Raw genomic sequence first — 25,450 nt, 5'->3', positions numbered from 1 at the left:
CGAGCGGGTGGCACGGCAGACCCCGGCAGCGGGGCCGGCGGCCCGGGTCAGGGCGTCGGCCGCCCACCGCGGACCAGGCCCGACTGGTAGGCGATGGCGACGAGTTGGGCCCGGTCGCGGGCGTCGAGCTTGGCCATGGCGCGGTGGACGTGGGTGCGGACGGTGAAGGGGCTGACGTACATCCGCTCGGCGATCTCCTCGTTGGTCAGGCCGGTGGCGGCCATGGCCATCACCTCGCGCTCGCGGGCGGTGAGGACGGACAGCCGCTCGGGTGTGCCGGTGGGGGCGGGGTCGGGCTGGGCCAGGAACTGGTCGATCACGGCCCGGGTGGCGGCGGGCGACAGCAGGGCCTCGCCCGCCGCCACCGTGCGCAGCGCCGCGAGCAGTTCCTTCGGGTCGGCGCCCTTGCCGAGGAAGCCGCCGGCGCCCGCCCGCAGGGCCTGGGCGACGTACTCGTCGATCTCGAAGGTGGTGAGGATGAGCACCCTCGTCCCGGTGAGCTCCTCGTCGCCGCAGATGGCGGCGGTCGCCGTCAGGCCGTCGACGCCGGGCATCCGGATGTCCATCAGGACGACGTCGGGCCGGGTGGCCCGGGCGAGTTCGACCGCCTCGCGGCCGTCGGCGGCCTCCCCGACCACCTCCATGTCCTCGGCCGCGTCGATCAGCACCCGGAACGCGCCGCGCAGCAGTGCCTGGTCGTCGGCGAGCAGTACGCGAATGGTCATGACTGGTCCTTGTCCTCTCGGGCGGCGGCGGTGCGCAGGGGCAGTTCGGCGGAGACCCGGAAGCCGCCGTCCGGGCGGCGGTCGGCGTGGAGCCGCCCGCCGACGGCGGAGGCCCGCTCGCGCATGCCGATCAGGCCGTAGCCGGTCGCGTCGGCCGCCGGGCCGGGGATCGCGGGCCAGGGGGTCGCGGATCGCGGGGCGGCGGGCCGGGGGCCCGGCGGGCGGGGCGCCCCCGGTCGCCGGACGGTGGACGCGCCGTTGGCGACGGTGAGGGCGACCCGGCTGCCGGAGTACGCGAGGGTCACGTCGGCGGTGGCACCGTGCGCGTGCTTGGCGACGTTGGTCAGGGACTCCTGGACGATCCGGTAGGCCGTCAGGTCGACCCCCGGGGACAGCGGACGCGGCTCGCCCTCGACAGCGAGCCGGACCGCGAGCCCGGCGCGCTCGAACGAGTTGATCAGGCGCGGGAGCTCGCCGAGCCCGGGGGCCGGCTCCAGCGGCGCCTGCGGGTCGTCGGCGCGGCGCAGCAGGCCGACGGTGGCCTTGAGCTCCTGGAGCGCCGAACCGGTGGCCTCGGTGAGGTGGCTGAGCACCTCGCGGGCCTGGGCGGGGTGGGTGTCCATCAGGTGGACGGCGATGCCGGCCTGGGCGTTGGCCAGGGCGATGTGGTGGGCGACCACGTCGTGCAGGTCGCGGGCGATCCGGATCCGCTCGTCGGCGACCCGTCGCTGGGCCTCCTCCTCGCGGGTGCGCTCGGCGCGCTCGGCGCGTTCCTCGATCGCGGCCAGGTGGGCACGGCGGGTCCGGATCGCGTCACCGATGGCGCCGGGCAGCAGGACCCAGCTGATGACGCCGAGTTTGTCGCTCAGCGGCGCACCGGACTGGACGGCCAGGGCGGTGGTGCTGAGCAGCACGGCGGCGATCACCGTGGCGTTGCGCGCGGTGGACCGGTCGGTGCGCACGGCCAGGAAGTAGAGGGCCAGCACCACGGGGCCGACCAGGGCGGGGGTGAGCCGGAGGCCGGTCAGTGTGAGCAGGATGCCGAAGCCGAGGGTGACGGCGGTCACCGCGCGGGGGTAGCGGCGGTGGGCGAGCAGGGTGAGGCTGGACACGGCCGCGAGGACGACGGCCACCGGGTCGGGCGGGCCGTAGTGGCCGGCGCGGTCGACCATGGTGCTCACGCAGGTCAGCGCGGTCAGGACGATCACGGCCAGGGTGTCCAGCAGGCGGGGGTGGCGGCGCCGCACGCGCTGCCAGAGGTCGGTCATTCTCGTGCTCTCCGAATCCAGGGATGCCCTGGCGGCACCCTTGGCCGGGGTTCTGCCAGTACGGTCGCCGGCCGCCGCCGCGGGGCGGTGACCGGCAGGCCGGGGGCCGTCGGCGCGGTGGTCGACGGCCCCCGGACGGAAGGGGAACGATCTAGACGCCGACGGAGTGCCGAACCGGTTCCGGCCGGGGCGCCGGGGTCTGGAGCCGGGCGCCCTCGACATCGATGTCGGGCAGGATCCGGTCCAGGCTACGCGGCAGCCACCAGGCCCTGCGCCCGAGCAGTGCCAGGGCGGCCGGCACGATCGCCATCCGGACCACGAAGGCGTCGAAGGCGACGGCGGCGGCGAGGCCGAGACCCATCATCTTGATCATCGGCTCGTTCATCCCGATGAAGCCGGCGAAGACGCTGATCATGATGAACGCGGCGGCGGTGACGACCCGGGCGTTGTGCCGGAAGCCGGTGACCACGGCCTCGCCGGGTTCCTCGCCGTGGACGTAGGCCTCGCGGATCCGGGTGACCAGGAAGACCTCGTAGTCCATGGCCAGGCCGAACACCACGCCCACCATGAAGATCGGCATCATGCTCATCACCGGACCGGTCTGGTCGACTCCGATCAGCCCGGCCAGCCAGCCCCACTGGAAGACCGCGACGACCGCGCCGAGCGCGGCGGCCACCGACAGCAGGAAGCCGAGCGCCGCCTTGAGCGGGACGAGGACGGAGCGGAAGACCACCAGCAGCAGGACGACCGCCAGGCCGACGACGACGACGAGGTAGGGCACCAGCGCGTCGGTGAGCTTCTGGGAGACGTCGATGTTCATCGCGGTGGCACCGCTCACCAGAACGGTGGCGCCGGTGGCGGTCTTCAGGTCGGCCGCCTTGCCGCGGATGGCGTGGACCAGGTCCTTGGTCTCGGCAGCGGCCGGCCCGGTGGACGGCACGGCGGTGAGCACCGCGGTGTCACCGGTCCGGTTGAACATCGCGGGCGTGACCGAGACGACGCCCGGCAGACCGGAGACGGTCTTGGCGACCCGGTCGGCGGCGGCCTTGGGATCGGCCACCCCCTTGACGTCCACCAGGACGCTCAGCGGGCCGTTGAAGCCGGGGCCGAAACCGTCGGAGAGCAGGTCGTAGGCGCGCCGCTGGGTGGTGGAGGTCGGCTTGGACTCGTCGCCCGGCAGCCCCAGCCGCAGGTCGAGGGCGGGCGCGGCGAGAATGCCGAGGCCCAGCACGCCGCCCACCAGTACGGCCACCGGGCGGCGCAGCACGAAGCGGGCCCACCGGGCGCCACCGTTGGCCCGTTGCCGGACCGTGCCGCCGTTCCGTATCCGGCGGGGCAGGACGCGGCGGCCGAGGAAGCCGAGCAGGGCCGGCACCAGGGTCAGGGCGACCAGCACCGCGATCACGACCGTCCCGGCGGCGGCCATGCCCATCTTGGCGAGCACCGGGATGCCCACCACGGAGAGCCCGGCCAGCGCGATCACGACGGTGAGCCCGGCGAAGACCACGGCGGAGCCGGCCGTGCCGGCGGCCCGCGCGGCGGCCTCCCGGGGCTCGTGGCCCTCGGCGAGTTCGGCGCGGTAGCGGGACACGATGAAGACGGCGTAGTCGATGCCGACCGCGAGGCCGAGCATCATCGCCAGGGTGCTGGTGGTGCTGGAGAGGCCGAGCGTGCTGCCGAGCGCGGTGATCGCGGCGATGCCGAGGCCGACCCCGACCACCGCCGTCAGCAGCGGCAGTCCGGCGGCGGCGAGCGAGCCGAAGGTGATCAGCAGGACGAGGGCGGACAGCGCCATGCCGATGGCCTCGCTGCTGCCGCCCATCTCCGACTTGGGCAGCAGCGCGCTGCCGCCGATCTCGACCGTGAGGCCGGCGTCGCGGCCGTGCTGCGCGGCCTGTTCGAGGGCGTCCGTGGCGGCCGTCGACAGGGCGCCGGGCTTGGCGTCGTAGCCCACGGTCGCGTAGGCAGTGGAGCCGTCCTCGGAGACGGCGCCGGCCTGGAACGGGCTGACCGCGCCGGTGACCTGCTCACCGTGGGCGAGCTCGGCGACGGTCCGCTCGACCGCCTGCTGGTTCGCGGTGGCGGTGATCTTCTGCCCGGACGGTGCGACGAAGACCAGTCGGGCCGAGGCCCCGTCGGCCTTGGCGCCGGGGAAGCGCTCCTCCATGAGGTCGAAGGCCTTCTGCGCCTCCGTGCCCGGCATGGCGAAGCCGTCGTCGGGGGCGGCCGGCGCCTTGGCGGCCAGGACACCGGCGGTCGCCAGCAGCGCGACCCAGAGCAGAGTCACCAGGCGGCGCCGGAGAAAGGCCCATCGGCCCAGGCGGTACAGGAATGTGGCCACGGAAGAGCAGACTCCTTCGAAGGACGATCACAGTGCGCGCCGGGGCGCCCCCGGTGGCCTCGCGGCCCGGGTCGCCCGCAGCATGGCCATCCTCGGTCGGCCGGGGCCGTCGGGTCGTCCTCGCTCCGCAGACACTTTCCGTACTGCGCATGCAGTAGGAAGCGGTCCCGAACGGAGTACGGCGGGCCTCCCCCTACGGCGCCGCGCCCCCGGTCGCGTCACCCGGGCGGGCGGTGACGACGGGCCGTGGGCGGCCGGGCGAAGTAGCGTGATGTGCCTGGCCTGACCCTTTTGTCCGGTCCGTCCAGATCCGACCCTTTTCGATGATGTGCTCATCCCGCTGCCGGAGGTGGCCCAATGGGGGTTCCAGCCGCTCGCATCGTGTTCGACGAGAGCGACCGTACGGCCGTCGCGGACGCGGTGACGGAGATCCTCGCCACCGGCGCGCTGACGCTCGGCCCGTGGACCGAGCGTTTCGAGCAGGCGTTCGCCGCCGAACACGGCGCCTCGCACGCGGTCGCCGTGGCCAGCGGCACGGCGGCCCTGGAGGTGGTGCTGCGCACCGTCGGCGTCCGGGACCGCGACGTCGTCGTCCCGGCCGTCACCTTCTACGCGACCGCGGGCGCCGTCGTCCACGCGGGCGGCCGGCCCGTCCTCGCGGACGTGGACCCGGCGACCTTCGCGCTCAGCCCCGAAACCCTGGAGGCGGCCCTCACCCCGGACACCGCCGCCGTGGTGCTGGTGCACATCGGCGGGCTGATCACACCCGAGGCGGACGCCCTGCGCGCAGTCTGCGACCGCCGGGGCATCCCGCTGGTCGAGGACGCGGCCCACGCCCACGGCAGCAGCTACCAGGGGCGGCCCGCCGGGTCGTTCGGCCTGGCCGGCGCCTTCTCCTTCTACCCGACCAAGGTCGTCACCAGCGGCGAGGGCGGCATGATCCTCACCGAGTCGGCCGAGCTGCGCGACGAGGCGCGGATCTACCGCGACCAGGGCAAGGGCTCGTTCACCACCAACCACCACGTCCGCTTCGGCGCGTCCTGGCGGATGAGCGAGCTGAACGCGGCCGCCGGAGCGGTGCACCTGCGCCGGCTCAAGGAGTTCGTGGAGACCAGGCGCGCGGTGGCCCAGCGGTACGACGCGGCGCTCGCCGGGCTGGACGGGCTGCGGACGGTGGCCGAACCGGCCGGCTGCCGCGGCAACTACTACAAGTACGTGGCGCTGCTGCCGCACGGCGTCGAACGCGCCGCGTTCAAGCGGACGGTGGCCGAGGAGTACGGCGTCCGGCTCTCCGGCGAGGTGTACGACCTGCCGCTGCACCTGCAGCCCGTGTTCGCGCCCTACCGGACGGCGCCGCTACCGGTGGCGGAGGACCTCTGCGCGCGGCAGATCTGCCTGCCGGTGCACTCCGACATGACCGCGGACGAGACCGACCAGGTGATCGAGGCGGTCTCGGCCGTCCACCGCCGGTTCGCGGGATGACCCCCGGGCGGCCGGTCCCCGGCAGGCCCGGGACCGGCCGCCCGCACCGACCGAAGAGACCGGACTAGGAGAGAGAACGTGCGCGTAGCCGTCACCGGGGGATGCGGATTCATCGGCTCACACGTCGTGGACCGGCTGCTGTCGGCCGGGCACGAGGTGCTCGCGGTGGACGCCACCGACAAGTACCTCAACCCCGACGCCGAGCACTCCCGTATCGACGTCCTCGACCTGCCCGCCCTGACCACCGCCCTCGACGGCAGCGAGGTGGTCTTCCACCTCGCCGCGATGGCCGACGTCGAACAGGTCTCCGCCGACCCGGTCCGGGCCGTGCGGACCAACATCGACGGCACCGCGACCGTCCTGGAGGCGGCCCGGCGCAGCGGCCTCAGCCGGACCGTACTGGCCAGCACCGTCTGGGTGTACGGCGCCGCGCTCGCCGGGGAGGGGCCGGAGGGCGAGGAGCAGGAGGTGGACGAGCACGTCCCGGTCGAGCTGGAGCGCAGCGGGCACCTGTACGTCGCCACCAAGCTCGCCGCCGAGATGCTGGTGCACAGCTACCGGGAGCTGTACGGGCGGCACTTCACCATCCTGCGCTACGGCATCCCGTACGGCCCGCGGATGCGCGACGAGCTGGTGGTGGCCCGGTTCGTGCAGGCGGCCCTGGCCGGGCGGCCGATCACCATCGCGGGCGACGGCCGGCAGAGCCGCAACTTCGTCTACGTGGAGGACCTCGCGGACGCCCACGTCCGCGCCCTCTCCCCCGCCGCCGAGGACCAGACCTTCGCGCTGGAGGGCTCGGCCGCGGTCTCCGTCCGGGACATCGCCGACACCGTCGACCGGTTGCTCGGACCGGTCACCATCTCGCACATCGAGGCGCGCGCCGCCGACTACGCCGGGCGCCGCATCTCGTCCGCCCAGGCGAAGCGGCTGCTCGGCTGGTCACCGCGGACCAACTTCGCCGACGGGGTGCGGCGGTACGCGGACTGGTACCGGGACGCCACCGGCGCCGGGCCCGACCCGTCCTGAGCCGGGGCACCGCCGTGCCACACGCCCTGCTGGTCTCCGGTTCGCTCGGCCAGGGGCACGACGTGATGGCCCAGGCGTGCGCGGACTCGCTGCGGGCCCGGGGCTGGACGACGTCCACGGTCGACGCGATGGCGCTGCTCGGGCAGCGCGCGGGCGCGGCCGGGGAGGCGGTCTTCCGGCGGCTGCTCGACCTGCCAGGGGTGTACGACGCCCTCCACTTCTCGGCGCTGCGGCCGGGCGCGCGGCTCGCGCTGCTGGCCGACGCGGCGGCGCGGGCCCGGCTGGTGCCGGCCCTGCGGGAGCTGGTCGCGCGGCAGCGCCCGGAGCTGGTGGTGTCGGTGTTCGCGACCGCGAGCTCGGCGGTGAACCGGTTGCCGGGGCGGGGGTTCCGGCATCTGGTGCTCTGCACGGACGTGACGCCGCACCGGCTCTGGGTGCAGGACGGCACCGACCTGTTCCTGGTCACCTCCGAGGTCGCCGCGTGCGCGGTGCGGCGCTACCGGCCGGACGCGGCGATCGCCGTACTGCCGGCACCGCTGCGCGCGCCGTTCTACCGCCCGCCCGGGCGGGCGGCGGCGCGGGCCGGGCTGGGCGTGCCGGCGGACGCCCGGTGCGTGCTGCTGATGTCCGGCTCCTGGGGCCTCGGCCCGCTCGCCCGCACGGCGGCCGCTCTCGCCGACGCCGGGCCGCACGTACTGGCCGTGGCCGGACGCAACCGGGAGCTGGAGCGCCGGCTGCGCCGGGCCGCCGACGGCCGCCCCCGTCTGCACCCGTTCGGGTACACCGACCGGATCCCCGCCCTGATGGCCGCCGCCGACCTGGTGGTGACCAGCTCCGGCGACACCTGCAGCGAGGCCCGCGCACTGGGTCGGCGCCTGCTGCTGCTGGACGTCGTCCAGGGCCACGGCCGCGACAACCTGCAGCACGAACTGGAGCTGGGCCACGCCGACGTCACCTCCGCCCGCCCCGCCGAGGTCGTCCGGAGCGCCCTCGCCGCCCTGGCCCGCCCCGCCCCGGCCCCGTCACCCGGCGCCTCCCCCGAGGCCTGGCGGACGGGCTTCGCGGCGGCCCTGGGACGGGTGGGCCTGGCGGCGGAGTAGCGGGGGACGCCCGGTCCGGCACCGCTTGCGACAGCGGTGCCGGACCGGGACCACACGGCACTGCCGGAGACACCTGTCCGGTCCCGGTGAACCTGGCAATGACGGGAGCCCTGAGCTGGCGCTCGCTGACCCCGTTGAGACGGACAGGCGCCGCCTCAGCCCGGTGATCACGGCACTTCTTCCGGTGACGCCGTCGACCGGGAGTATCTGGAATTCCTGATAGACGCACGGCTGGGCGTAGCGCTGTCTCGGCGTACGCTCCTCGGGTCAAGGCTTGCTGTCCACCCGAGGAGGTCAGGGCTGCTGTCCACCCGAAGAAGGGGGCTGTGTACCTGTTCTCACCTCGGCACCGCGAACGCGGCCCGGACGATCTACATGCTCCACGCGTTCGGGCACCTGCCCCCCGACTGCCCCGGTGCCTGAGAACAGGCCCGGCCGGCTCGATGTCGCGCTCGGTCAGGCTGCCGCCGCGTTCGCCCGCATCTCCGCCACGGCGAGGTCGAGCCGGACGGATTTGACGGTGACGGCCAGCCCCGCCACCGACGCGGCGTAATGGTCGGCCTCCTCACGGGAGCCCTGCAGGTAGAGCGCGGTGGCCAGGCGCGCACCGACCATGGCCTTCACCCGGGCCCGGGATGAGTCGTCAAGGGCGTAGTAGCGCGCCGCCGCTCTGGCGGTCAAGCGCGCCGAGCGCGTGCACGCGCTCGGCGATGGCGTCGAGATCGTCCATACCGAGTCGGCCGGGCGCCGGTGCGCGTGAGGGAACCGGGACAAGGCCGGCGAGGGAACCTGCGAGGAGCGTACGGCGGTGCGAGGTCCTCACCCCTTCATCGAGCAGCTGGGCTTTCTTGGAGTACAGCCCGAGTTCGCCCGGGGTGGCGGCGCCGAAGACGTAGCACAGAGGTCAACCACCACATGCTCGCCTGGGCCGACACCGTCCTGGCCATGGACAACGACGTCCTCAAGGAACTCCACGAGCTGGCCGACGAACAGGCCGCGCCCAAGCTGCGGCTCTACCTCGACGGCCAGGACGTCCACGACCCCTGGGAGGACGCCTACCCGGCGTTCCTCATCTGCGTGAAGACCATCCAGGCTGACGCCGACCGCCACCTGGCCTAGGACCGCTGCCCGTCGACCGCGACGGACAGCAGCACCTCCACCAACCGCTCCGCCGCATCGGGCCGACCGTGCGACCGGGCCCGCTGCGCGACGTCCTCGCGCAGCGCCCGGTCGGCGAGCAGTGGGGCGACCGCCTCCCGCAGGGCATCGGGCGTCGCCCGGCCGAGCAGCGCCCTCGCCGCCCCGGCCTCCTGTAGGTGCCGGGCGTTGTGCTCCTGTTCGTTGCCGGCCGACGTGGCCAGCGGGACGAAGACCGCCGCCTTGCCCAGCGCGGTCAGCTCGGCGATCGTCCCGGCACCCGAGCGGGAGATCACCACGTCCGCCAGGGCCAGGACGTCGGGCAGTTCGGCGCCGACGAACCCGGTGATCAGGTAGCGGTCCGCAAGGTGAGAGGGGAGGCCGGCGGCATGCCGGCGGAGTTCGTCGATGTTCGCGGGACCGCACTGGTGGACCAGGTTGGCCCGCGTCAGCAGCCACGGCAGCAACTCGCGGACGAGCCCGTTGATCTGCTGGGAGCCCTGTGCGCCGCCGGTGACGTAGACGGTGGGCAGAGCACGGTCGAAGCCGTGCAGGCCGAGCGCCTCGACCGCCTTCTCTGCGTGGCCGGCCAGTACCTCCGGCCGTACCGGGTTGCCCGTGACCACCGCCGTCTGGCGGGCGGCCTCCGGCAGGTGTCCGAGCGTCGAGGGGGACGACACGGCGAACACCGTCGCGGCGCGTGCCAAGCCACGGTTGGCCAGCCCGAGGCGGACCGTCTGCTCGTGCACGACAAGAGGCCGACGGCACATCCGGGCCGCCAGCCCGACCGGCACCGCCACGTAGCCACCGGTCGCCAGCACCACGTCCGGCTGCCGCTCGGAGACGATCCGGCGGGCCTGCGCGACACCCAGCGGTACCCGGCCCATGTCCCTGAGATTCTCCGGCGACGCCAGCTTCAGCGGATTGCTGGAGCGACGGATCTTGCCCGTGGCCACCGTCACGAACGGAATCTCCTCCGCCGCGGTGACGCGCGCCTCCAACCCGGCCGCCGTGCCGACCCACAGCACCTCCAGCTCCCGGCCGGACGCCGCAAGACGCCGCTCCAACGCCCGCACCGCGGTGAGGGCCGGGTACGTGTGGCCGCCGGTACCACCGCCCGTAACGACCAGCCGGAAAGCCCGCCGCGGAAGGCACTCGACGCCGTCGCTATTCACGTATTAGCTCCCAAATCCCTCTGACACCAACAAAGTTAGCCGGTGGGGCGGCACATTGCGGACGATAGCAGCCCATCTCCCCCGTCCCGCCCCCGAACGCCGGCCGATACATCACCCCGCACCGGTCAGGTGGTGTGCAGGGCCGGCGTCCACAGGCGGCTGTCGCGGCCGGAGTGCAGGCCGTGGTCGCGGAGGGGGCCGAGGGTGAGGGTGTGGGTGCGGCAGTGGGTGGCGATCAGGGGGAGGGCGGCGAGGGTGGCGCGCCAGGAGTCGGGGGCGGAGGTGCAGTCGGAGTCGTGCAGCAGGAGGGTGGCGCCGTCGGTGAGGCCGGGGCGGGCGGTGGCGTAGACGGAGGCCGCGGTGGCGTCGTCGGTCCAGTCCCGGCCCCAGGCGGTCCAGAGGACGGTGCGCAGTCCGAGGCGGTGGGCGGCGAGGGCCGGGCCGGCCGTGAGGACGCCGTAGGGCGGCCGGTACCAGCGCGGACGGGCGCCGCAGAGGTCGGTGACCGCCTCGGCGGTGCGGCGCAGTTCCCACAGGTCACGGGCGGGCGCGGGGTACCACGGCCGGCGGTGGTACCAGCCGTGGACGGCGACCTCGTGGCCGCGGGTGACCAGTTCGCGGCCGAGGCCGGGGGCGCGCTCCAGCATCGCGCCGAGCAGGAAGAAGGTGGCGCGCACGCCGAGTGCGTCCAGGGTGTCCAGGACGTACGGGGTGCTGCGCGGGTCGGGTCCGTCGTCGAAGGTCAGCGCCACATGACCGGGCGCCGAACCGTAGCCGGCCAGGTGCCGGGCCGCCGTGCGGCGCACGGGCGGCAGCCGGACGGCCGCCGGTGCGAGGTGCAGGAGCTGGAGGCCCGCGGCCACTGCCGCGGCCCGGCGGGCGGCGCGGGCCCGGTCCATCGGTCTGCGCCTCCCCCGCCTCAGCCGAACCGGGCCGCCAGGCGCCGGAACGCCCCCGGCGCGACGCCGTGGAGGCGCGCGGGGAGGCCGAGCCAGTGCGGGACGAAGAGGCGGTCGCGGTCGGTGGCGATGGTCGCGAGGACGGCGTCGGCGACCCGGTCGGCCGAGACCGGGCGCGGCCGTTCCCGCTGGTAGGGGGTGCCGCGCCGGGCGAAGAACGGGGTGTCCACCGGTCCGGGCAGGACGAGCCGTACACCGACGCCGGTGCCGCGCAGTTCGTACCGGAGGCTCTCGGCGAACATCGCCAGCCCGCCCTTGGTGGCCGCGTAGACGGCCTCGTCACGGACCCCGACCTGGCCGGCGATCGAGCCGAGCAGGACGATCCGCCCGCGGCGCCGTTCCAGCATGCCGGGCAGCAGCAGCCGGACCAGCCGGAGCGGGGCGGCGAAGTTGACCTCGATCATCCGGTCGAGGGCGTCGGAGGGCATGGTGGCGAACGGTCCGCGCCAGCCGAGGCCGGCACTGGCGATCAGCACGTCCACCCGCCCGGCGGTGGCGAGGGCGGCTTCGGCCAGGCGCAGCGGACCGTCCGGTTTGCCGAGGTCCTGGGGCAGGGCGTGGCCTCCGGTGCGGGCGGCGACGGCGTCGAGGCGGGCGCGGTCGGTGCCGGAGAGCAGCAGCTGCCAGCCGGCGGCCGCCAGGCGGGTCGCGGTGACGGCGCCGATGCCGGAGGAGGCGCCGGTGACCAGAACGACCGGGCGATCGGCGGCGGCGGGGCCGGGCCGGCGGGCCCGGTGGGGTCGTCGGTGGACCTCGTCCGCCATGGTCACCTGCCGCTCTGTCCGTGCCTCGCCGTCCGTTTTGTCCGGCAAGCCACCTTCGCACGGCGGCGCCGCCCGGGCTACCGGGGCGGGACCGCCGCCTCCGTCTCCTGCTCGGCGGCGGCCCGGGCGCCGGCGGCGGCCTCGCTCTCCGGTTCGCCGAAGCGGGAGAGCAGGAAGGTGCCGCCGACGGCCACCGCGAAGCCGGTGAGCGCGCACCAGGCGTAGCCGGGCCGGGCCGCGTCGCCCAGCACGACGACCCCGACCAGCGCCGGACCGAAGGTCTCGGTGACCGTTCCGGCGGCGGTCGCCGCCGTCACCGTGCCGCGCTGCAGCGCCAGCGCGTACGCCAGGTACCCGCCGAGGCCTCCGGCGGCGAGCGCGTACGTCGCCGGGTCGGTCAGGAAACCGACCGGGCCGGTGGGGTCCAGGACGCGGACGGCCAGGCTGGTCACGCCGAAGCCGGCCCCCGCGAGCAGGCCGAGGCCGGCCGCGGCGGCGTTCCCGTCACGCCGGACCAGGACCAGGGTGAGCAGCACCATCACCACCGTGGCGGCCAGCAGCGCCCAGTGGAAGACGGGCCCGGCGTGCTCGCGGCCCTCCCGGCCCGAGCCGAGTGCCAGCAGGGTGAGGCCGACGACCACGGCCGCGATCCCGCAGACGTCCCCGCGCCGCAGGCGGGCGCCGAGCAGCCGGACGGCGGCGAGCGCGGTCACCGCCAGGCTCGCGTTGGTGAGGGCCTGGACCAGGAAGAGCGGCAGGCTGCGCAGGGCGACGATGCTCAGGGCGAAGCCGGCGATGTCCAGTGCCGTGCCCAGCAGGAACTGCCAGGACCGGGCGAGCGCGGCCAGCAGCCCGGCCCGCACCCGGTCCGCCCGGGGGGCCGTCCGGGCGCCGCGGGCCTGGAAGACCGACCCGAAGCCGAAGCAGACGGTGGCGACCACGGCGGTGGTGAGTCCGAGCAGCATGGCTCTCCCAGCCTCGGCGGCAGGATCCACCCCCAGTCTGTCCCCGCGCCCGGCGGACCGCACCGGCGGTCGGGTGGGACCGGGGGGCCCTACGGCTTCAGGGCGACGGCGGCGTAGGAGGCGGCCTCGGCGTCGCCGACCGGGCCGGCGCCGTCGCCGGGGTGGTCGGGGCGCCAGCGGGGGGTGGGGACGAGGCCGGGGGCGACGAAGGCCCAGCCGTCGAAGAAGCGGGTGAACTCGGACCGGGTACGGGCCTGCGCGGCGGTGCCGCCGGCCTCGTAGACGCGGACCAGCCGGGCGACCTCCTCGGGGGCGAACTCCGGGGTGACGTGGGACATCACCAGGGCGCTGCCCGGGACCAGGGAGTCCTTGAGGTGCTCGACGATCTCGTAGGCGCCGAGCGCGTCGGGGACGAAGTGGAGCAGGGCGTTGAGGGAGAGCCCGACCGGGCGGGTGAGGTCGATGGTCTCGCGTAGCCGGGGTGAGGCGAGCAGCGCGGCGGGGTCGGTGACATCGGCCGCGACGTAGGCGGTGCGGCCCTCGGGGGTGCCGGTGAGCAGGGCCTGGGCGTGCGAGAGCACGATCGGGTCGTTGTCGGCGTAGACGACCCGGGCCTGCGGGTGGATCCGCTGGGCGACCTCGTGCAGGTTGGGCGAGGTGGGGATGCCGGTGCCGATGTCGAGGAACTGGTCGATGCCGGCCCGGGCGAGGGCCCGGGTCGAGCGGTGCACGAAGGCCCGGTTGGCGCGGGCGGCGGCGCGCAGCCAGGGTGCGACGGCGAGCGCCTGGCCGGCGGCCTCGCGGTCGGCCGCGAAGTTGGTGAGGCCGCCCAGGTAGTAGTCGTACATCCGGGCCGAGTGCGGCACGTTCAGCCGCAGGTCGGCCCCGTCGTAGTGGCTCATTGCGCTCCCCCCGGGGTGACGGCCCCGGCCCGGGGCGTCGGCCGGGCCCACGACGGCCGGGCCCACGGCGGCCGGGCTCTGTGCGCAGGACCCGATGACAGGACCTGGTGGCAGGACCTTTCGATAGGTGCCCATCGCACCCGGGGACCAATCACCCCCTGTCACAGCCGGGTTCGAGGCAACGAACGATCATCAGATCAGAGAAGATGACAATCTGTGTTCGAATTGCAGCCTGGAGTAACAGAGCTGATGGAATGTCGGTGGGCACCAGACAGCCCCCACCCTCAGGCGGCCCGGCATGCAGACCACGGCCGCGGAAAGCAGGCTCGATGACGATCGACAGGGGTGTCCGCCCGCGCGGGCACCGGGGCGGGCCGACGGTGGCAAGCCCGGCCGGGGCGTACGGCGACGGTGGGTACGGTGAGCACGGCGGGCCCGGTGAGTACAGCGGGCCCGGCGGCTATGGCGGCTACGGCGAGCGCGACTACCGCGACGGGGGCCGGGGCGAAGGCGGACAGACCGCCGAGGAGCCCGCCAACATCCGCCTGGAGCTGGCCTATTCGGCGTTCTGCGAGACCCATGAACCGGCCTGGCGGGCACTCGCCCTGACCCGGATAGGCAACCGCGCGGACATGGCGCTGGTCGTCGAGGCGGTGAAGGAGGACCTCGCGCGCTGCTGGCCGCATGTGCTGCGGTTCGAGGAGCCGGCCGCGTACGCCTGGCGGCTGGCCAACCGGCACGTCGCCGACTGGGTGGCCGGCGAGGAGCCGGTCGAGGTGGAGGCCGTCACCTTCGCCGCCGTGATCGGCGCCTTCAAGGACGTGGCGAACGGCCTGCTGCACAGCGAGGCGGACGAGGTCCGGCTCTACGCGGCGATCCTCGAACTCCCGGACCGGCAACGGGATGTGATCGTGCTGCGCTATCTGCTCGGCCTGCACGTCAAGGTGATCGGCGCCTACCTGGGCCGGCCGGTGGCGACCGTCCACTCCAATCTCCGGCACGCCAGGGACCGGCTCGCCAGACGGCTCGGGGTCCGCGAACTGCCCGACCGGGAGGGCGGTCAGTGAACCCCCGGCCCCGGCCCGAGGCGCTCACCGAACCGGGCGCGCCGCTGCTGGTCCCCCGGGCCGAACGGGCGCACGCCGCACGGATCGCGGCGCTGCGCCGGGCCAGGCTGACGGCCGCCCCCGCGCACCTGCCGTCCGAGCACGAGCAGGCCGCCTTCGAACTGGGCCTGGTGGTCGCCCTGGTGCTGAGCGCGCCGGACGCCTCCCGGGGCCTGGACCTCCTGGTCGACGCGCGGCGGATCCAGCCCGAGGGCGCGGAGGTGTTCGGCGCCCTGCTGTACGCCACGGGCCGCGCGGAGGGCGCGGAGTTCTGGTGGCGGTTCGCCGCCGGCTCCGGGAGCGGCACGGCGGCGTACTGTCTGCACCTGCACCACCTCAAGCTGGGCGAGACCGACGACGCGGACTACTGGCGGGCCTGGTCGGACCAGCTCACCGCCGCCGAACGCCCGGGCGGGACAGGCCCGTTGCGGGTGGGCCAACCGCTGCTGCCGGACGACGTGCGGCGCGACGTCCTCTCCCGCTGCCATCGCGGCATGGCGCCGCGACTGCCGCCCGCGCTGGTCGCGGTGATCGACCGGCTGCCGCTCCAGGACGACGCGGAGGAGCCGGGTGAGGTGCCCAGCCCGTGGGGGCTCACCTCGGGCACGACCTCCGCCTGCTCCTGGGACGGCCCATGGGGCGACACGCAGAACAAGGGGCCGAACGAGTGACGCGGTGACACGTCCGGGTGAAGCTGCCGCCGCGCCGAGCGCACCCTTTCAGGTGAGCCGGACGAGCCGGGCGGCGACCTCCGGGGCGCGACCGCCCCCTTCGGCGGCCACCGGCAGGGCGTCCCAGGGCGGTGGAGCGCCCGGCCCGGCACGGTGGACGACGTAGTGATGGGGGGCCATCGCGGTGTCCCGCCCGGGCAGGGCGGCGACCACGGCGCGGTGGGCGGTCAGCGGGGTGAGCGTGCCGTCCGCGGTGAGCAGCCGGGCGACCAGGCGGCCGTCGGTGAGTTCGACCCGTGCGGCCGCGGTACCGCCGAGGGCATGGGCGAGCAGGGCGCGAACGGCGTCCAGGTCGATCCAGGAGCCGTCGATCCGGTGCCAGTCGCCGCTTCGGACGGTCGGCCGCAGGGCGGGCAGGGAAGGCAGGCCGGCCAGCGGCAGCGGACCGGCCGCGGCGGCCTTGAGGACGGCGAGCAGACCGTGCGCGAACTCCGCGGTCTCCGCCCGGTCGAGCACCTGTGGGCAGGTGACCAGGGCGAACTCCAGGCTCCCGGAGATCCGCAGGATGTTGAACATGATCCGGACCGGGATCGGCTGGTCGGGCAGCCAGGTGAGCTCGGGGTCGGCCACGGGCGCCGGGCGGGCGTCCGACATGGACTCCGGGATGGTGAGGCTGAGATCGTTGACGACGACCTGCCGGGCGAAGCGGGAGCCCCGCAGATGGGCGACGTCCTCGATGGTCTGCCAGACCTTGGCGGCGTCCATGGTGCTGTTCCAGTAACCGGCGAGGGAGGCGGACTTGGCGCGGCCGATCAGCTCGTCGAGGTCGGCGGCGTCGGCGTCCAGGGTGAGCAGGGCGTCCTGGGCGAGCGTGCCGACATGGTCGGCCAGCACGGCCCGCTGACGGTTGGCGGACAGCGCCGAGATCACCAGGGCCTGCTGGTCCGCGCACCGGGCGACCAGGGCGGCGAAGGCGGCGAGCAGGACGACGGACGGGCTCGCCCCGGTCCGCCGGGAGGCCGCGGCCAGATCCTCGGCGGCCGCGCGGGAGCGCAGGACCACCGCGGCGACGCCGTCCGGAGGGCCGGTGATCCGGGAGTCGGCGAAGACGGCCTGCGGGCCGGTGGCGAGGAGTTTCTCCCAGTGCCGCAGGGACGCTGCGGCCTTGCGGCGGCCCTGGTCGCTCTGTTCGAGGGCGGCCACCTGCAGCGGGGTCCGCGCGGTGGCGGGCGGGAGCTCCTTGCCCGCGGCGAGGGCGAGCCAGTCCTGGATGAGCAGCGCGGTGGCCGCTCCGTCCGCACCGGCGTGGCAGACCACCACGATCAGCCGCAGCACCCGGTCGGCCTCGGTGAGGAGGGTGAAGCGCAGCCGCGGCGCGACCGTCAGGTCGAACCCGACAGCGACCCCGATACGCCCCAACTCATCGGCCAGGCGGTCCAGTTCGACGGCCTGGAGGCCGCCCGCTTCCACCGTCGTGACGGTGAACTCGCCCTCCGGGCACACCTCCTGACGGTCGGGGAAGGCGCCCGGGCCGGGGCCGGGCGGGAAGGCGGTGCGCAGCGATTCATGGCGTTCGACGAGAGCGCGCAGGGCGTCGAGCGCGGCGGGCAGGGTGGTGTCGTCGGGCACCGGCCAGACGGACTCCTTGTTGATCTGCTCGGGGTTGTCGCGCCGGATGCAGCGGATCATGTTGTCCTGGCCGAGGGTGAGCGGCCCTGAGCCGCTGCTCGCGCCACCGTACCGGACCGTGATCCGTCGGCTGGTCTCTGTCACGTGATACGCGCCCTTCGGCTGGCCGGGGTCTCGGCGGGATGCGGATCGGGACGCTATCAGCGGCCCCGAGAAGTGGTCCAGACCAGAAATCTGGGATAACTGACGGATCGTCAGCTTTCTTGCCAGGCAAGGGCTGTCGGCGGATTCCAGGCTCGGCTTCGGACCCGGACCGGCCGCTCGCCGACGACCGCGACGGCGGCCCGGAACGGTCCGGGGACGGGGGTGTCGTGGACCTGGCACGGGCCCTCGCCCAGGGCGCCCACCTCGGCCAGGCGCAGCGGGGCCGGTCCGGCCAGCGGCAGGCCGAAGCCCTGGACCAGCCGCCCGCCGTACGCCTTGACGCAGGCCTCGCGGCGGCACCAGAGCCGGGTGAAGCGCTCGGCCCGGGCGGCGGGCGAGGGCGCATCGGCCAGGAATCGCGCTTCGGCGCCCGGGAAGTAGCGGTTCGCGATCCGGGAGGCCACCCGGGCGTCGCGGATCTCCTCGACGTCGGCACCGACCTCCCGGTGCTCGGCCAGCGCCAGCACGGCGAGGGTGCCGGAGGCGGAGTAGCTGATCCGCAACCGGCCGTCGTCGGTGACCGGTTCGGGCTTGCCGTGCGGACCGTGACGCCAGACGACCTCGGCGGGGTGAATACCGAGGCGCTCGGCGACCAGCAGCCGGACGGCGCCGTGGACGGCGGTGAAGCGGCGGCCGAGCAGCCGGTCGGGGCCGGCGGCGCGGGCGCGTTCACGGGGGTCGAGCAGGTGCCGAAGCCGCTGGAGCACGGGCTCGGGCTGGTCTGTCGGGATGACCCAGAGGTCGATCAGGTCGGCCGGGCCGGTCGGGTCCGCCCGGGCGATCGGGCCTGCCCGGTCGGGCAGTTCGGGCCGGACGGACGGGCGGGCCGGGTCGGCCGGAACGGACCGGCCGGGCAGTTCGGGCCGGACGGACGGGCCGGTCGGAACTGCCCCGTCGGACGGCCGGGGCCGCCCCGCCGGGTCGATCGGTCGGGTCAGTTCGGGCAGGTCGGCCAGTTCGGACAGGTCGGGCCAACTCACAGGAACGGTCGGGCAGGTCGGGCCCGGAGGGTCGGCGCAATCAGCGGAATCGGCAGGGTCGGCGGCCGGCTCGGCCGTCACGGGCCGGGCCGCAGGGCCAGGGTGCTCAGCACGCCGAGCCTGCGGTCGTGGCCGGCGACCAGCACCGGCCGCTGTTCTGCCTGCCAGCCGGGCAGCCGCCCGGCCAGCTCCGCCCAGACCCCGGTGAACGGCTGGGCGGCGGAGGCCGTCACCGCCTCCCCGGAGTCGTCGCCCACCGCCAGGCCCGGGCCCAGAACGAGCGCGAGGCCCGCGCCCAGGGTCTCGGCCTGCGCCCGGACGGCCTTCTCCAAGGCCTCCGACGCCGGCTCCGGCTCCGATGCCTGACGTACCGTCAGTCCATCCCCGTCCGCCTCCTCGCAGACCAGGACCACGACACAGTGCCGCTCGGGCAGTTCCACCGGCTCGGCCGGCCGGTAGTGCAGCGCCGCCTGCTCGACGACGACCACCACCGCACGGCGGCAGACCCCGGTGCGCTGGTAGTCGGCGGCGATCCGCAGCGCGGTGAAGGCGGCGGCCGAGCCCTGGTCGCAGACGGCGAAGGCCAGCGGCGAGCCGGGACAGGACCGGCTCATGGCGAGCGAGGCGGGGGCGCCGGGGCGGACGTCCGGGGTGTCGAACGCCAGGATCAGCAGGTCCACCGGTCCGCTGTCGGCCAGGGCCTCGCCGAGCAGGCCCTCGGCCATCTCCGCGTAGGAGTGCCCGACGCCCTCGCCCAGCAGGTCCTCCCGCAGCGGCAGGCCGTACGGGCGGACCAGGTCGGAGACGAAGACCCGCAGGTCCGGGTCGAGCGAGGTCTCCGACCGGCCGTCGACGTACCTCGCCAGGACCTTGCTGATCCGCAGGCCCCGGCCGGTCTCGGCGGCCACCCGGTCAGTCCTCGGGGATGACGTGCCCGGCGACGTAGTCGGCCAGTTTCGTCACCGAGCGCAGGTCGTCCTCGTCGATCTGCTCGACGTCCACCTGGATGTCCAGCGACTCCTCGACCTCCAGGATGAGTTCGATGGTGCCGGCCGAGGTGAGGCCGAGGTCGTCGAAGAGGCAGGCGTTCTCCGGGATCTCGGGGAGGTCGCGCTTGAGGACGCGGGGCAGCAGCTCGCCGATGCTCCGCAGGATCCGGTCGCGCAGTTCGGTATCGGTGGTCTGGACCGCGGGTTCTGACATGGGTGTCCCGTCCCGTCGTACGTGGAATGTGAATGGGGGGCGGCCGGCCGAGGTGGTCGTCCCCGCCGCGCCGATACGTCGCCCGGGCCCGCCAGGCTGACGGTACGTCAGTGTTCGACGGCCATGGCGGAGAAGGTGGCTCCGACACCGGCGGCGGCGATCAGGTAGCGGTCGCCGCGCTGGAGCAGCCCCCGCGTGGTGGCGGTGTGGAGATTGATGAGGCTGTCCGCAGCGAAACTGTGCCCGACCTTCGGCACGTTGTCCAGCACCACCCGGTCGACCGGGTAGCCGATCCGGCGGCAGATCATCCGCCAGGAGGCCTGGTTGACGTTGTGCGGAAGCACCGCCGCGAGGTCCGAGAGGTCCAGACCTGCCTGGTCGAGGGCGGCCTCCATCGCCTCGATCATCACCGCCGGGTACTCCCGCTGGTAGCGCGCGAGCAGGTCCGGGTCCTCGGCCAGCCGGCCGTCGAACTCCGGCCGGTGGCGGACGGCGTAGGAGAGCACCCGGTTGCGCTCGCCGGTGGCGCGGACCAGGCAGGCGGCCGCGCCCTCGGCGAAGATCCCGGTCTCGGGTACCACCTGGGCGTCCTTGGTGAAGGTCTTCTCCCCCGCCAGCACCAGCGCCAGCGCCTCCGGATCCGGGTCGCCGGCCAGCAGCCTGCCTGCCAGGTCCACCGCCAGCAGGCCCACCGCGCAGGCGTGGTGGGTCACCGTGAAGGCGTTGGCGTGGGACAGGCCGTAGCGGCCGAGGAGCTGGTGCAGCGGGTTGAGCGGGTAGGGCACCGCCACCGGCATGCTGCGCGCGTGGATCACGAACCGGACATGCCGTTCGCGTCCGCGCAGCTGCGGTAGGGCCTCGACGGCGGCGCCGAGCAGGTCGGGCAGCGTCCCGTCCGGGTCCAGCCGTAACTGGTCCAGGCCGTGGAAGCGGCGAAAGAGTCGAAGTTGACGTGGGGTCAGGCCGATCCGCTCGCCCACCGCCTCGATGGGCACGGTGAGGTGGGGGAGGTGAACGGCCACTGCCTCCAGTGCTGTCACGCGGGCTAGTATTCCGACGCCCGACGGGTCGCACAAGTGATCTCGGGCCGTTCTGAGACTCACACGCCCCGTGCCGTCGAGCAGGTGGAGCCCCCCCGATGACCGATCGTGAACCCCCCGATTCCCCCGCCCCGGTGAGCCCGGAGCTGATCGCGCTGCTGCTGGAGGCCGCCGAGGCGCCGCCCGAATGGGCATCGTTGGTGACCCCGCAGGCCCGGCTGGACGGCGACCTGACGCTGGACGAGGTCGAACTGGCGGCCCTGGCCGCGAAGCTGCGTGAGCGCTACGGCCCGGCGGCCGATCTCGACCGGCTGCGCGCCGGGCTCGACCTGGCCGGCCTGGAGGCCCTGACCGTCGCCGACGTGCAGCGGCTGATCGCGGCGCAGGTGCGCCGATGAGCCGCTTCCTGCTGGTGGTGCCGCCGCTGACCGGGCACATCAACCCGACGGTGGGCCTCGCCCGCGAGCTGACCGCGCGCGGGCACGAGGTGGCCTGGACGGGGACGGAGTCCGTGCTGCGGCCGCTGCTCGGGCCCGGGGCGATGGTCCTGGGGACGGGCACCCGGGCGTTCCGGGCGCAGGGCGGACACGGGCTCGCCGCCCTGCGGTCGCTCTGGGAGGGCTTCATCGTCCCGTACGCGCGGTTCACCGCGAAGCCCCTGGACGCCGTCGTCCGGGAGTACCGGCCGGACGCGCTGCTGGTCGACCAGCACACCCCGGCCGGTGCGCTGGTCGCCCACCGGCACGGGCTGCCGTGGGCGAGCCTGGCGCCCGGCGCGATGGAGCTCGGCCGGCCGTTCCGGACGCTGCCGCAGGTCGAGGCGTGGATGACCGGCCTGCTGGGCGGGCTCTGGCAGCGGGCCGGACTGCCCGGGGAGGAGTACACCGATCCCCGTTTCTCCCCCGCCCTGGTGCTGGCGCTGACCGGCTCCGCGCTCACCGGCCCGGAGCCGTTCCCGGACCACTACGCGCTGGTCGGGCCGGTGCTGGCCGAACGGCCGGCCGACCCGGACTTCCCCTGGGAGCGGCTGCTGCCGGGGCGGCGGCGGGTCCTGGTGACCATGGGCACGCTGGCCGGGGACATCGGCGCGGACTTCCACGCGCGGGCGGTCCGGGCGCTGGAGCTGTGCGGGGACGACGTGCAGCCGGTGATCGCCGCACCGCGCGAGCTGCTGCCCGAACTGCCGCCCCACGCGGTGGCGGTGGACCGGGCACCGGTGCTGGAGCTGATGGCCCGCGGGGCGCTGGACGCGGTGCTCTGCCACGGCGGGATGAACACCGTCGGCGAGGCCCTGGCACACGGGATTCCGCTGGTCACGGCACCGATCCGGCACGACCAGCCGTTCGTCGCGGCGCAGGTCGCGGCGGCCGGCGCCGGGCTGCGGGTACCGTTCGCCCGGGTCGCACCGGAACTGCTGGCGCACCGGCTGCGGACCGTCCTGGACTCGGCCGCCCACCGGGAGTCCGCCGTCCGGGTGGGTGCCGCGCTGCGCGCGGGCGGCGGGGCGGTGACGGCGGCGGACCGGCTGGAGGCGCTGGTCACCGGCGGGGCGGCCGCGGTGCCCGGCGCGGCGCCGACGGCCGAAGAACGTGCACATCCATTGGTCTAGGCCATTGTTTCCCGACCGTCGGAGACTCTAGGGTGGGCGCGCAGCACCGTTTTCTCAGGTGCCCCGGCAGCCCATCCCAGCACGGGAGTTCTGGTTGATCGAGACCAAGGGACTGCGCAAGTCCTATCGCAAGAACACCTCCCGCAAGCGCGGTGAGAACACCACCGTCGACGCCGTCCGCGGCATCGACCTGTCCGTCGCCGCAGGCGAGATCTTCGGTTTCCTCGGCCCCAACGGGGCCGGGAAGACCACCACCATGCGGATGCTCGCCACCCTGATCCGCCCGGACGGCGGGCAGGCCCGGATCGCCGGGGCCGACCTGCTCACCGACCCGGCCGAGGTCCGCCGCCGGATCGGCTACGTCGCCCAGGGCGGCGGCACCACCGACACGGTCAGCGCCCGCGAGGAACTCGTCCTCCAGGCGAGGATGTACGGCGCCGCCAAGGCACCGGCCCAGCACGCCGCCGAGGCCGCGCTGAAGGCCTTCGACCTGGAGGAGTTCGGCGACCGGCCGTGCGTCACCTACTCGGGCGGCCAGCGCCGCCGGGTGGACATCGCGCTCGGGGTGATCCACGCGCCCCAGGTGCTCTTCCTCGACGAGCCGACCGTGGGCCTGGACCCGGTCAGCCGCGGCCGGCTCTGGGAGGAGATCCGCCGGCTGCGCACCGAGGGCATGACGGTCGTGGTGACCACGCACTACCTGGACGAGGCGGACGCGCTCTGCGACCGGGTGGCGATCGTCGACCACGGCGAGGTGGTGGCCGAGGGCACCCCGGAGTCGCTCAAGCGGGAGATCTCCGGGGACGTCGTGCTGGTCGGGCTGGAGCCCGGCGGGGCGGGCTCCGAGGAGGACGGCTCCACCGCCGAGCGGGCGGCCCGGGCCCTGCGCGCGCAGCCGTACCTGCACCGGCTGGAGCTGCAGGGCGAGGACGGGCTGCGGCTCTACCTGGACGACGGCGCGGCGGCCATCCCGCAGCTGCTGCGTGTCCTGGACGGCGCGGGCGTGACGCCCGGCACCGTGCAGCTCCAACGGCCCAGCCTGGACGACGTGTTCCTGGCGCGGACGGGCCGTTCGCTGAAGCAGGCCTGACCCGCCGCGGCTCCGGCCCTGTCTCTCTCCCCCTTTTTCCAGCCCCTCTCCGCCTCCACGCTCCGACTCCACCTTCTGGGGACACCGATGAAGCTCGCCCGCGACACCTGGCTGGTCTTCCAGCGGCAGTTGCTGCTGATGATCCGCACCCCGGTCTGGATCGCCGTCGGAATCATCCAGCCGGTCTTCTACCTGCTGCTGTTCGCACCGCTGCTCAAGAAGGTGCTGGCGCCGGACGGCGCGTCCTCCTACGCCGACGCCTACCAGGTGTACGTACCGGGCCTGTTGGCGGTGCTCTGCATCTTCGGCGGCCTGTTCACCGGCTTCAGCCTGCTGGGCGAGCTGAAGGCCGGGATCATCGAGCGGTCCCGGGTGACCCCGGTCAGCCGGCTGGCGCTGCTGCTCGGGCGGGCGCTGCGGGAGATGGTGGCGCTGCTGGTGCAGGCGGTCATCATCACCGTGATCGCCCTGCCGTTCGGCCTGCGGGTGGGGCCGGTGAACCTGCTGCTCGCCTATCTGCTGCTGGGGCTGCTGGCGCTGATGACCTCGGCCGTCTCCTACGGCATCGCCCTGATGGTGCCGAGCGACGCGGCGATGGCCCCCGTGGTGAACACCATCGCGCAGCCGATCGCGCTGCTCTCCGGGGTGCTGCTGCCGCTCACCCTGGCGCCGGACTGGCTGCAGCAGACGGCCCGGTGGAACCCCTTCTACTGGGCCGTGGAGGGCATGCGGGCGCTGTTCTCGGGCCACCTCGGGGACAGCGCGGTCTGGCAGGGACTGCTGGTGGTGGCCGTGATGACGGTGGCCGCCGTGTACTGGTCGGCGCGGCTGTTCTCCACCCGGGTGCGCTGAGCACCGGCGGAAGCGGGGGCGGGGCCCATTCGGCCCCGCCCCCGCTTTCGGCTGTCACGCGCCGTCGACGACACGCTGCGTGACCGGCTACGGGCGGGGAAGGGCCGCCGGATCCTGCCGACCGGGCGCGGCGAACGTACCCTCGTGCCCGGGGCCCCAGGCCGCCGGAGAGCACGACTCGATGACAGGAGGAGCCTCATGACAGGCGAGCAACCGGTTCTCGTGACCGGCGCCACCGGCAGTGTGGGCGGCGTGGGCAGGCTGGTGGCCGACGCGCTGCGACGGCGTAACCTGCCGGTCCGCGCCCTCGTCCGGGTGGATGACGAGCGGGCCGAGGTGCTGCGCGCACTGGGTACCGAGGTCGTGGTGGGAGACCTGACCCGCGGTGCGGACGTCGCTCGCGCGTTGGACGGCTGCGGGCGGATGTACTTCGGCATGGGCGTGTCCGCGCAGTACCTGGAGGCGACGGTGACCGTGGCCTCCGCGGCCCGCCGGTACGGCGGCCTGGAGGTGCTGGTCAACATGAGCCAGATGACCGTCTCGCAGATGGATCTCACCAGTACGGCCGAATCGGCGCAGCAGCGCCAGCACTGGCTGGCCGAACAGGTCCTGGACTGGTCGGGCCTGCCCGTGACACACGTTCGGCCGACCGTGTTCCTGGAGAATCCGCTCTTCCGGGTCTTCGCGTACGAGTCGATGGCGAGGGACGGGACGATCCGGCTGCCCTTCGGGTCCGGCCGCACCTCCCCCGTCGCGGCCGCGGATGTCGCGGAGGTCATCGCGACGGTCCTGGCGGACCCCGCTGCGCACGCCGGCCGCCGCTACGAACTGACCGGACCCGTCTCGCGGGACCTGACGGAGCTGGCCGCGGAGTTCTCCGCGGTGCTGGGCCGGCCCGTTCGCTACCTCGACCCGCCGTACGACCGGTGGGTCGACCGGGAGTTGCGCCCGCTGGGGCTTCCCGGCCACGTCTTCGAGCACCTGGCGACCATGGCCCGCCTGCACGCCCTCAACCGCTACGACCGCGCCACCGGCGACATCGAGCTGGTCACCGGACGGCCGCCCACCGGGCTGCGGGAGTACGTCCGGGACAATCCCGGGCTGTTCCCCTCGGCGGCCCGCGCTGACGCCGGAGAGAACCCGGGCGGGCCGGCCGGGCCGTAGTGCCGTATCCGTCGCTGGTGCGGCCGATGGTCCCATGACCCCGAACGCGCCAGGCGGT

25 protein-coding genes are annotated in these 25,450 nt (G+C 74.4%); 11 read left to right on the top strand and 14 right to left on the bottom strand.

Going from position 1 to position 25,450, the window contains the following annotated elements; translation table 11 throughout:
• Positions 1 to 47 precede the first annotated feature (47 nt).
• The 3 genes from ACIP82_RS20410 to ACIP82_RS20400 form a co-directional block, all read right to left on the bottom strand.
• Positions 48 to 725: a response regulator transcription factor gene (locus ACIP82_RS20410; protein ID WP_363610119.1), complete on the bottom strand. Its 678-nt coding sequence runs from the start codon at positions 723 to 725 to the stop codon at positions 48 to 50.
• Positions 722 to 1,993 carry a histidine kinase gene (locus tag ACIP82_RS20405; RefSeq protein ID WP_363610121.1) on the bottom strand — a complete coding sequence of 424 codons (1,272 nt, stop codon included), beginning with the start codon at positions 1,991 to 1,993 and terminating at the stop codon, positions 722 to 724. Before ACIP82_RS20405 ends, ACIP82_RS20410 begins: the two co-directional genes overlap by 4 nt.
• Positions 1,994 to 2,144: 151 nt before the next feature.
• Complete coding sequence (locus ACIP82_RS20400; RefSeq protein WP_400654912.1) at positions 2,145 to 4,334, bottom strand: MMPL family transporter; 2,190 nt, start codon at positions 4,332 to 4,334, stop codon at positions 2,145 to 2,147.
• A gap of 357 nt (positions 4,335 to 4,691) precedes the next feature.
• Here ACIP82_RS20400 and ACIP82_RS20395 point away from each other — a divergent pair, with 357 nt between their 5' ends.
• The 3 genes from ACIP82_RS20395 (at position 4,692) to ACIP82_RS20385 (ending at position 7,942) form a co-directional block, all read left to right on the top strand.
• Positions 4,692 to 5,816: a DegT/DnrJ/EryC1/StrS aminotransferase family protein gene (locus tag ACIP82_RS20395; RefSeq protein WP_363610125.1), complete on the top strand. Its 1,125-nt coding sequence runs from the start codon at positions 4,692 to 4,694 to the stop codon at positions 5,814 to 5,816.
• A gap of 78 nt (positions 5,817 to 5,894) precedes the next feature.
• Positions 5,895 to 6,842 carry an NAD-dependent epimerase/dehydratase family protein gene (locus tag ACIP82_RS20390; protein ID WP_363610127.1) on the top strand — a complete coding sequence of 316 codons (948 nt, stop codon included), beginning with the start codon at positions 5,895 to 5,897 and terminating at the stop codon, positions 6,840 to 6,842.
• A gap of 14 nt (positions 6,843 to 6,856) precedes the next feature.
• A complete protein-coding gene (locus tag ACIP82_RS20385) occupies positions 6,857 to 7,942 on the top strand; it encodes a hypothetical protein (protein ID WP_400654908.1) in 1,086 nt (361 codons plus the stop codon).
• A 456-nt stretch (positions 7,943 to 8,398) separates the two neighbouring features.
• Here the strand turns inward: ACIP82_RS20385 and ACIP82_RS20380 are convergent, their stop codons facing one another.
• Positions 8,399 to 8,623, bottom strand: a complete 225-nt coding sequence (locus ACIP82_RS20380) for a hypothetical protein (RefSeq protein ID WP_400654906.1) — start codon at positions 8,621 to 8,623, stop codon at positions 8,399 to 8,401.
• 234 nt (positions 8,624 to 8,857) lie between these two features.
• Here ACIP82_RS20380 and ACIP82_RS20375 point away from each other — a divergent pair, with 234 nt between their 5' ends.
• Positions 8,858 to 9,061, top strand: a complete 204-nt coding sequence (locus ACIP82_RS20375; protein ID WP_400654904.1) for a hypothetical protein — start codon at positions 8,858 to 8,860, stop codon at positions 9,059 to 9,061.
• Here ACIP82_RS20375 and ACIP82_RS20370 read toward each other — a convergent pair.
• The 5 genes from ACIP82_RS20370 to ACIP82_RS20350 form a co-directional block, all read right to left on the bottom strand.
• On the bottom strand, positions 9,058 to 10,209 hold the full coding sequence (locus ACIP82_RS20370; protein ID WP_400655053.1) for a UDP-N-acetylglucosamine--N-acetylmuramyl-(pentapeptide) pyrophosphoryl-undecaprenol N-acetylglucosamine transferase: 1,152 nt from the start codon (positions 10,207 to 10,209) through the stop codon (positions 9,058 to 9,060). The genes ACIP82_RS20375 and ACIP82_RS20370 overlap by 4 nt on opposite strands.
• Positions 10,210 to 10,379: 170 nt before the next feature.
• Entirely contained in the window at positions 10,380 to 11,153 is a 774-nt protein-coding gene (locus ACIP82_RS20365; RefSeq protein WP_400654902.1) for a polysaccharide deacetylase family protein, read from the bottom strand.
• Between the two features lie 20 nt (positions 11,154 to 11,173).
• A complete protein-coding gene (locus ACIP82_RS20360) occupies positions 11,174 to 11,977 on the bottom strand; it encodes an SDR family NAD(P)-dependent oxidoreductase (protein WP_363610268.1) in 804 nt (267 codons plus the stop codon).
• A 77-nt stretch (positions 11,978 to 12,054) separates the two neighbouring features.
• On the bottom strand, positions 12,055 to 12,942 hold the full coding sequence (locus tag ACIP82_RS20355; protein WP_400654900.1) for a DMT family transporter: 888 nt from the start codon (positions 12,940 to 12,942) through the stop codon (positions 12,055 to 12,057).
• Between the two features lie 89 nt (positions 12,943 to 13,031).
• The gene (locus ACIP82_RS20350; protein ID WP_400654898.1) at positions 13,032 to 13,844 is read right to left on the bottom strand and encodes an SAM-dependent methyltransferase; all 813 of its coding nucleotides are present in this window, start codon (positions 13,842 to 13,844) and stop codon (positions 13,032 to 13,034) included.
• 329 nt (positions 13,845 to 14,173) lie between these two features.
• Between ACIP82_RS20350 and ACIP82_RS20345 the strand changes: the two genes are divergently transcribed.
• Together ACIP82_RS20345 and ACIP82_RS20340 are read left to right on the top strand one after the other, a co-directional pair.
• Complete coding sequence (locus ACIP82_RS20345; protein WP_400654896.1) at positions 14,174 to 14,911, top strand: RNA polymerase sigma factor; 738 nt, start codon at positions 14,174 to 14,176, stop codon at positions 14,909 to 14,911.
• Positions 14,908 to 15,621, top strand: a complete 714-nt coding sequence (locus tag ACIP82_RS20340) for a hypothetical protein (RefSeq protein WP_400654893.1) — start codon at positions 14,908 to 14,910, stop codon at positions 15,619 to 15,621. The genes ACIP82_RS20345 and ACIP82_RS20340 overlap by 4 nt, the downstream gene beginning before the upstream one ends.
• Positions 15,622 to 15,669: 48 nt before the next feature.
• Here the strand turns inward: ACIP82_RS20340 and ACIP82_RS20335 are convergent, their stop codons facing one another.
• The 5 genes from ACIP82_RS20335 to ACIP82_RS20315 form a co-directional block, all read right to left on the bottom strand.
• Positions 15,670 to 17,394: a condensation domain-containing protein gene (locus tag ACIP82_RS20335; protein ID WP_400654891.1), complete on the bottom strand. Its 1,725-nt coding sequence runs from the start codon at positions 17,392 to 17,394 to the stop codon at positions 15,670 to 15,672.
• A gap of 110 nt (positions 17,395 to 17,504) precedes the next feature.
• Complete coding sequence (locus ACIP82_RS20330) at positions 17,505 to 18,434, bottom strand: 4'-phosphopantetheinyl transferase family protein (RefSeq protein WP_400654888.1); 930 nt, start codon at positions 18,432 to 18,434, stop codon at positions 17,505 to 17,507.
• 77 nt (positions 18,435 to 18,511) lie between these two features.
• Entirely contained in the window at positions 18,512 to 19,342 is an 831-nt protein-coding gene (locus ACIP82_RS20325) for a hypothetical protein (protein WP_400654885.1), read from the bottom strand.
• 4 nt (positions 19,343 to 19,346) lie between these two features.
• The gene (locus tag ACIP82_RS20320; RefSeq protein WP_400654882.1) at positions 19,347 to 19,637 is read right to left on the bottom strand and encodes an acyl carrier protein; all 291 of its coding nucleotides are present in this window, start codon (positions 19,635 to 19,637) and stop codon (positions 19,347 to 19,349) included.
• A gap of 107 nt (positions 19,638 to 19,744) precedes the next feature.
• Positions 19,745 to 20,677 carry a 3-oxoacyl-[acyl-carrier-protein] synthase III C-terminal domain-containing protein gene (locus tag ACIP82_RS20315; RefSeq protein ID WP_363610159.1) on the bottom strand — a complete coding sequence of 311 codons (933 nt, stop codon included), beginning with the start codon at positions 20,675 to 20,677 and terminating at the stop codon, positions 19,745 to 19,747.
• Between the two features lie 98 nt (positions 20,678 to 20,775).
• Here ACIP82_RS20315 and ACIP82_RS20310 point away from each other — a divergent pair, with 98 nt between their 5' ends.
• The 5 genes from ACIP82_RS20310 (at position 20,776) to ACIP82_RS20290 (ending at position 25,392) form a co-directional block, all read left to right on the top strand.
• Positions 20,776 to 21,075 carry a hypothetical protein gene (locus ACIP82_RS20310; RefSeq protein WP_363610161.1) on the top strand — a complete coding sequence of 100 codons (300 nt, stop codon included), beginning with the start codon at positions 20,776 to 20,778 and terminating at the stop codon, positions 21,073 to 21,075.
• Positions 21,072 to 22,286 (top strand): glycosyltransferase, encoded by a 1,215-nt coding sequence (locus tag ACIP82_RS20305; protein WP_400654879.1) that lies wholly within the window; start codon positions 21,072 to 21,074, stop codon positions 22,284 to 22,286. Before ACIP82_RS20310 ends, ACIP82_RS20305 begins: the two co-directional genes overlap by 4 nt.
• A 94-nt stretch (positions 22,287 to 22,380) precedes the next feature.
• Positions 22,381 to 23,376: an ATP-binding cassette domain-containing protein gene (locus ACIP82_RS20300; RefSeq protein WP_400654876.1), complete on the top strand. Its 996-nt coding sequence runs from the start codon at positions 22,381 to 22,383 to the stop codon at positions 23,374 to 23,376.
• 87 nt (positions 23,377 to 23,463) lie between these two features.
• On the top strand, positions 23,464 to 24,228 hold the full coding sequence (locus ACIP82_RS20295) for an ABC transporter permease (protein ID WP_363610167.1): 765 nt from the start codon (positions 23,464 to 23,466) through the stop codon (positions 24,226 to 24,228).
• A 198-nt stretch (positions 24,229 to 24,426) separates the two neighbouring features.
• Positions 24,427 to 25,392, top strand: a complete 966-nt coding sequence (locus tag ACIP82_RS20290) for an NAD(P)H-binding protein (RefSeq protein ID WP_400654873.1) — start codon at positions 24,427 to 24,429, stop codon at positions 25,390 to 25,392.
• Positions 25,393 to 25,450 lie beyond the last annotated feature (58 nt).

The sequence above is a fragment of the Kitasatospora sp. NPDC088548 genome (assembly GCF_044753005.1).
Lineage (GTDB): Bacteria > Actinomycetota > Actinomycetes > Streptomycetales > Streptomycetaceae > Kitasatospora.
This window is presented reverse-complemented; position numbering and strand designations above follow the sequence as displayed.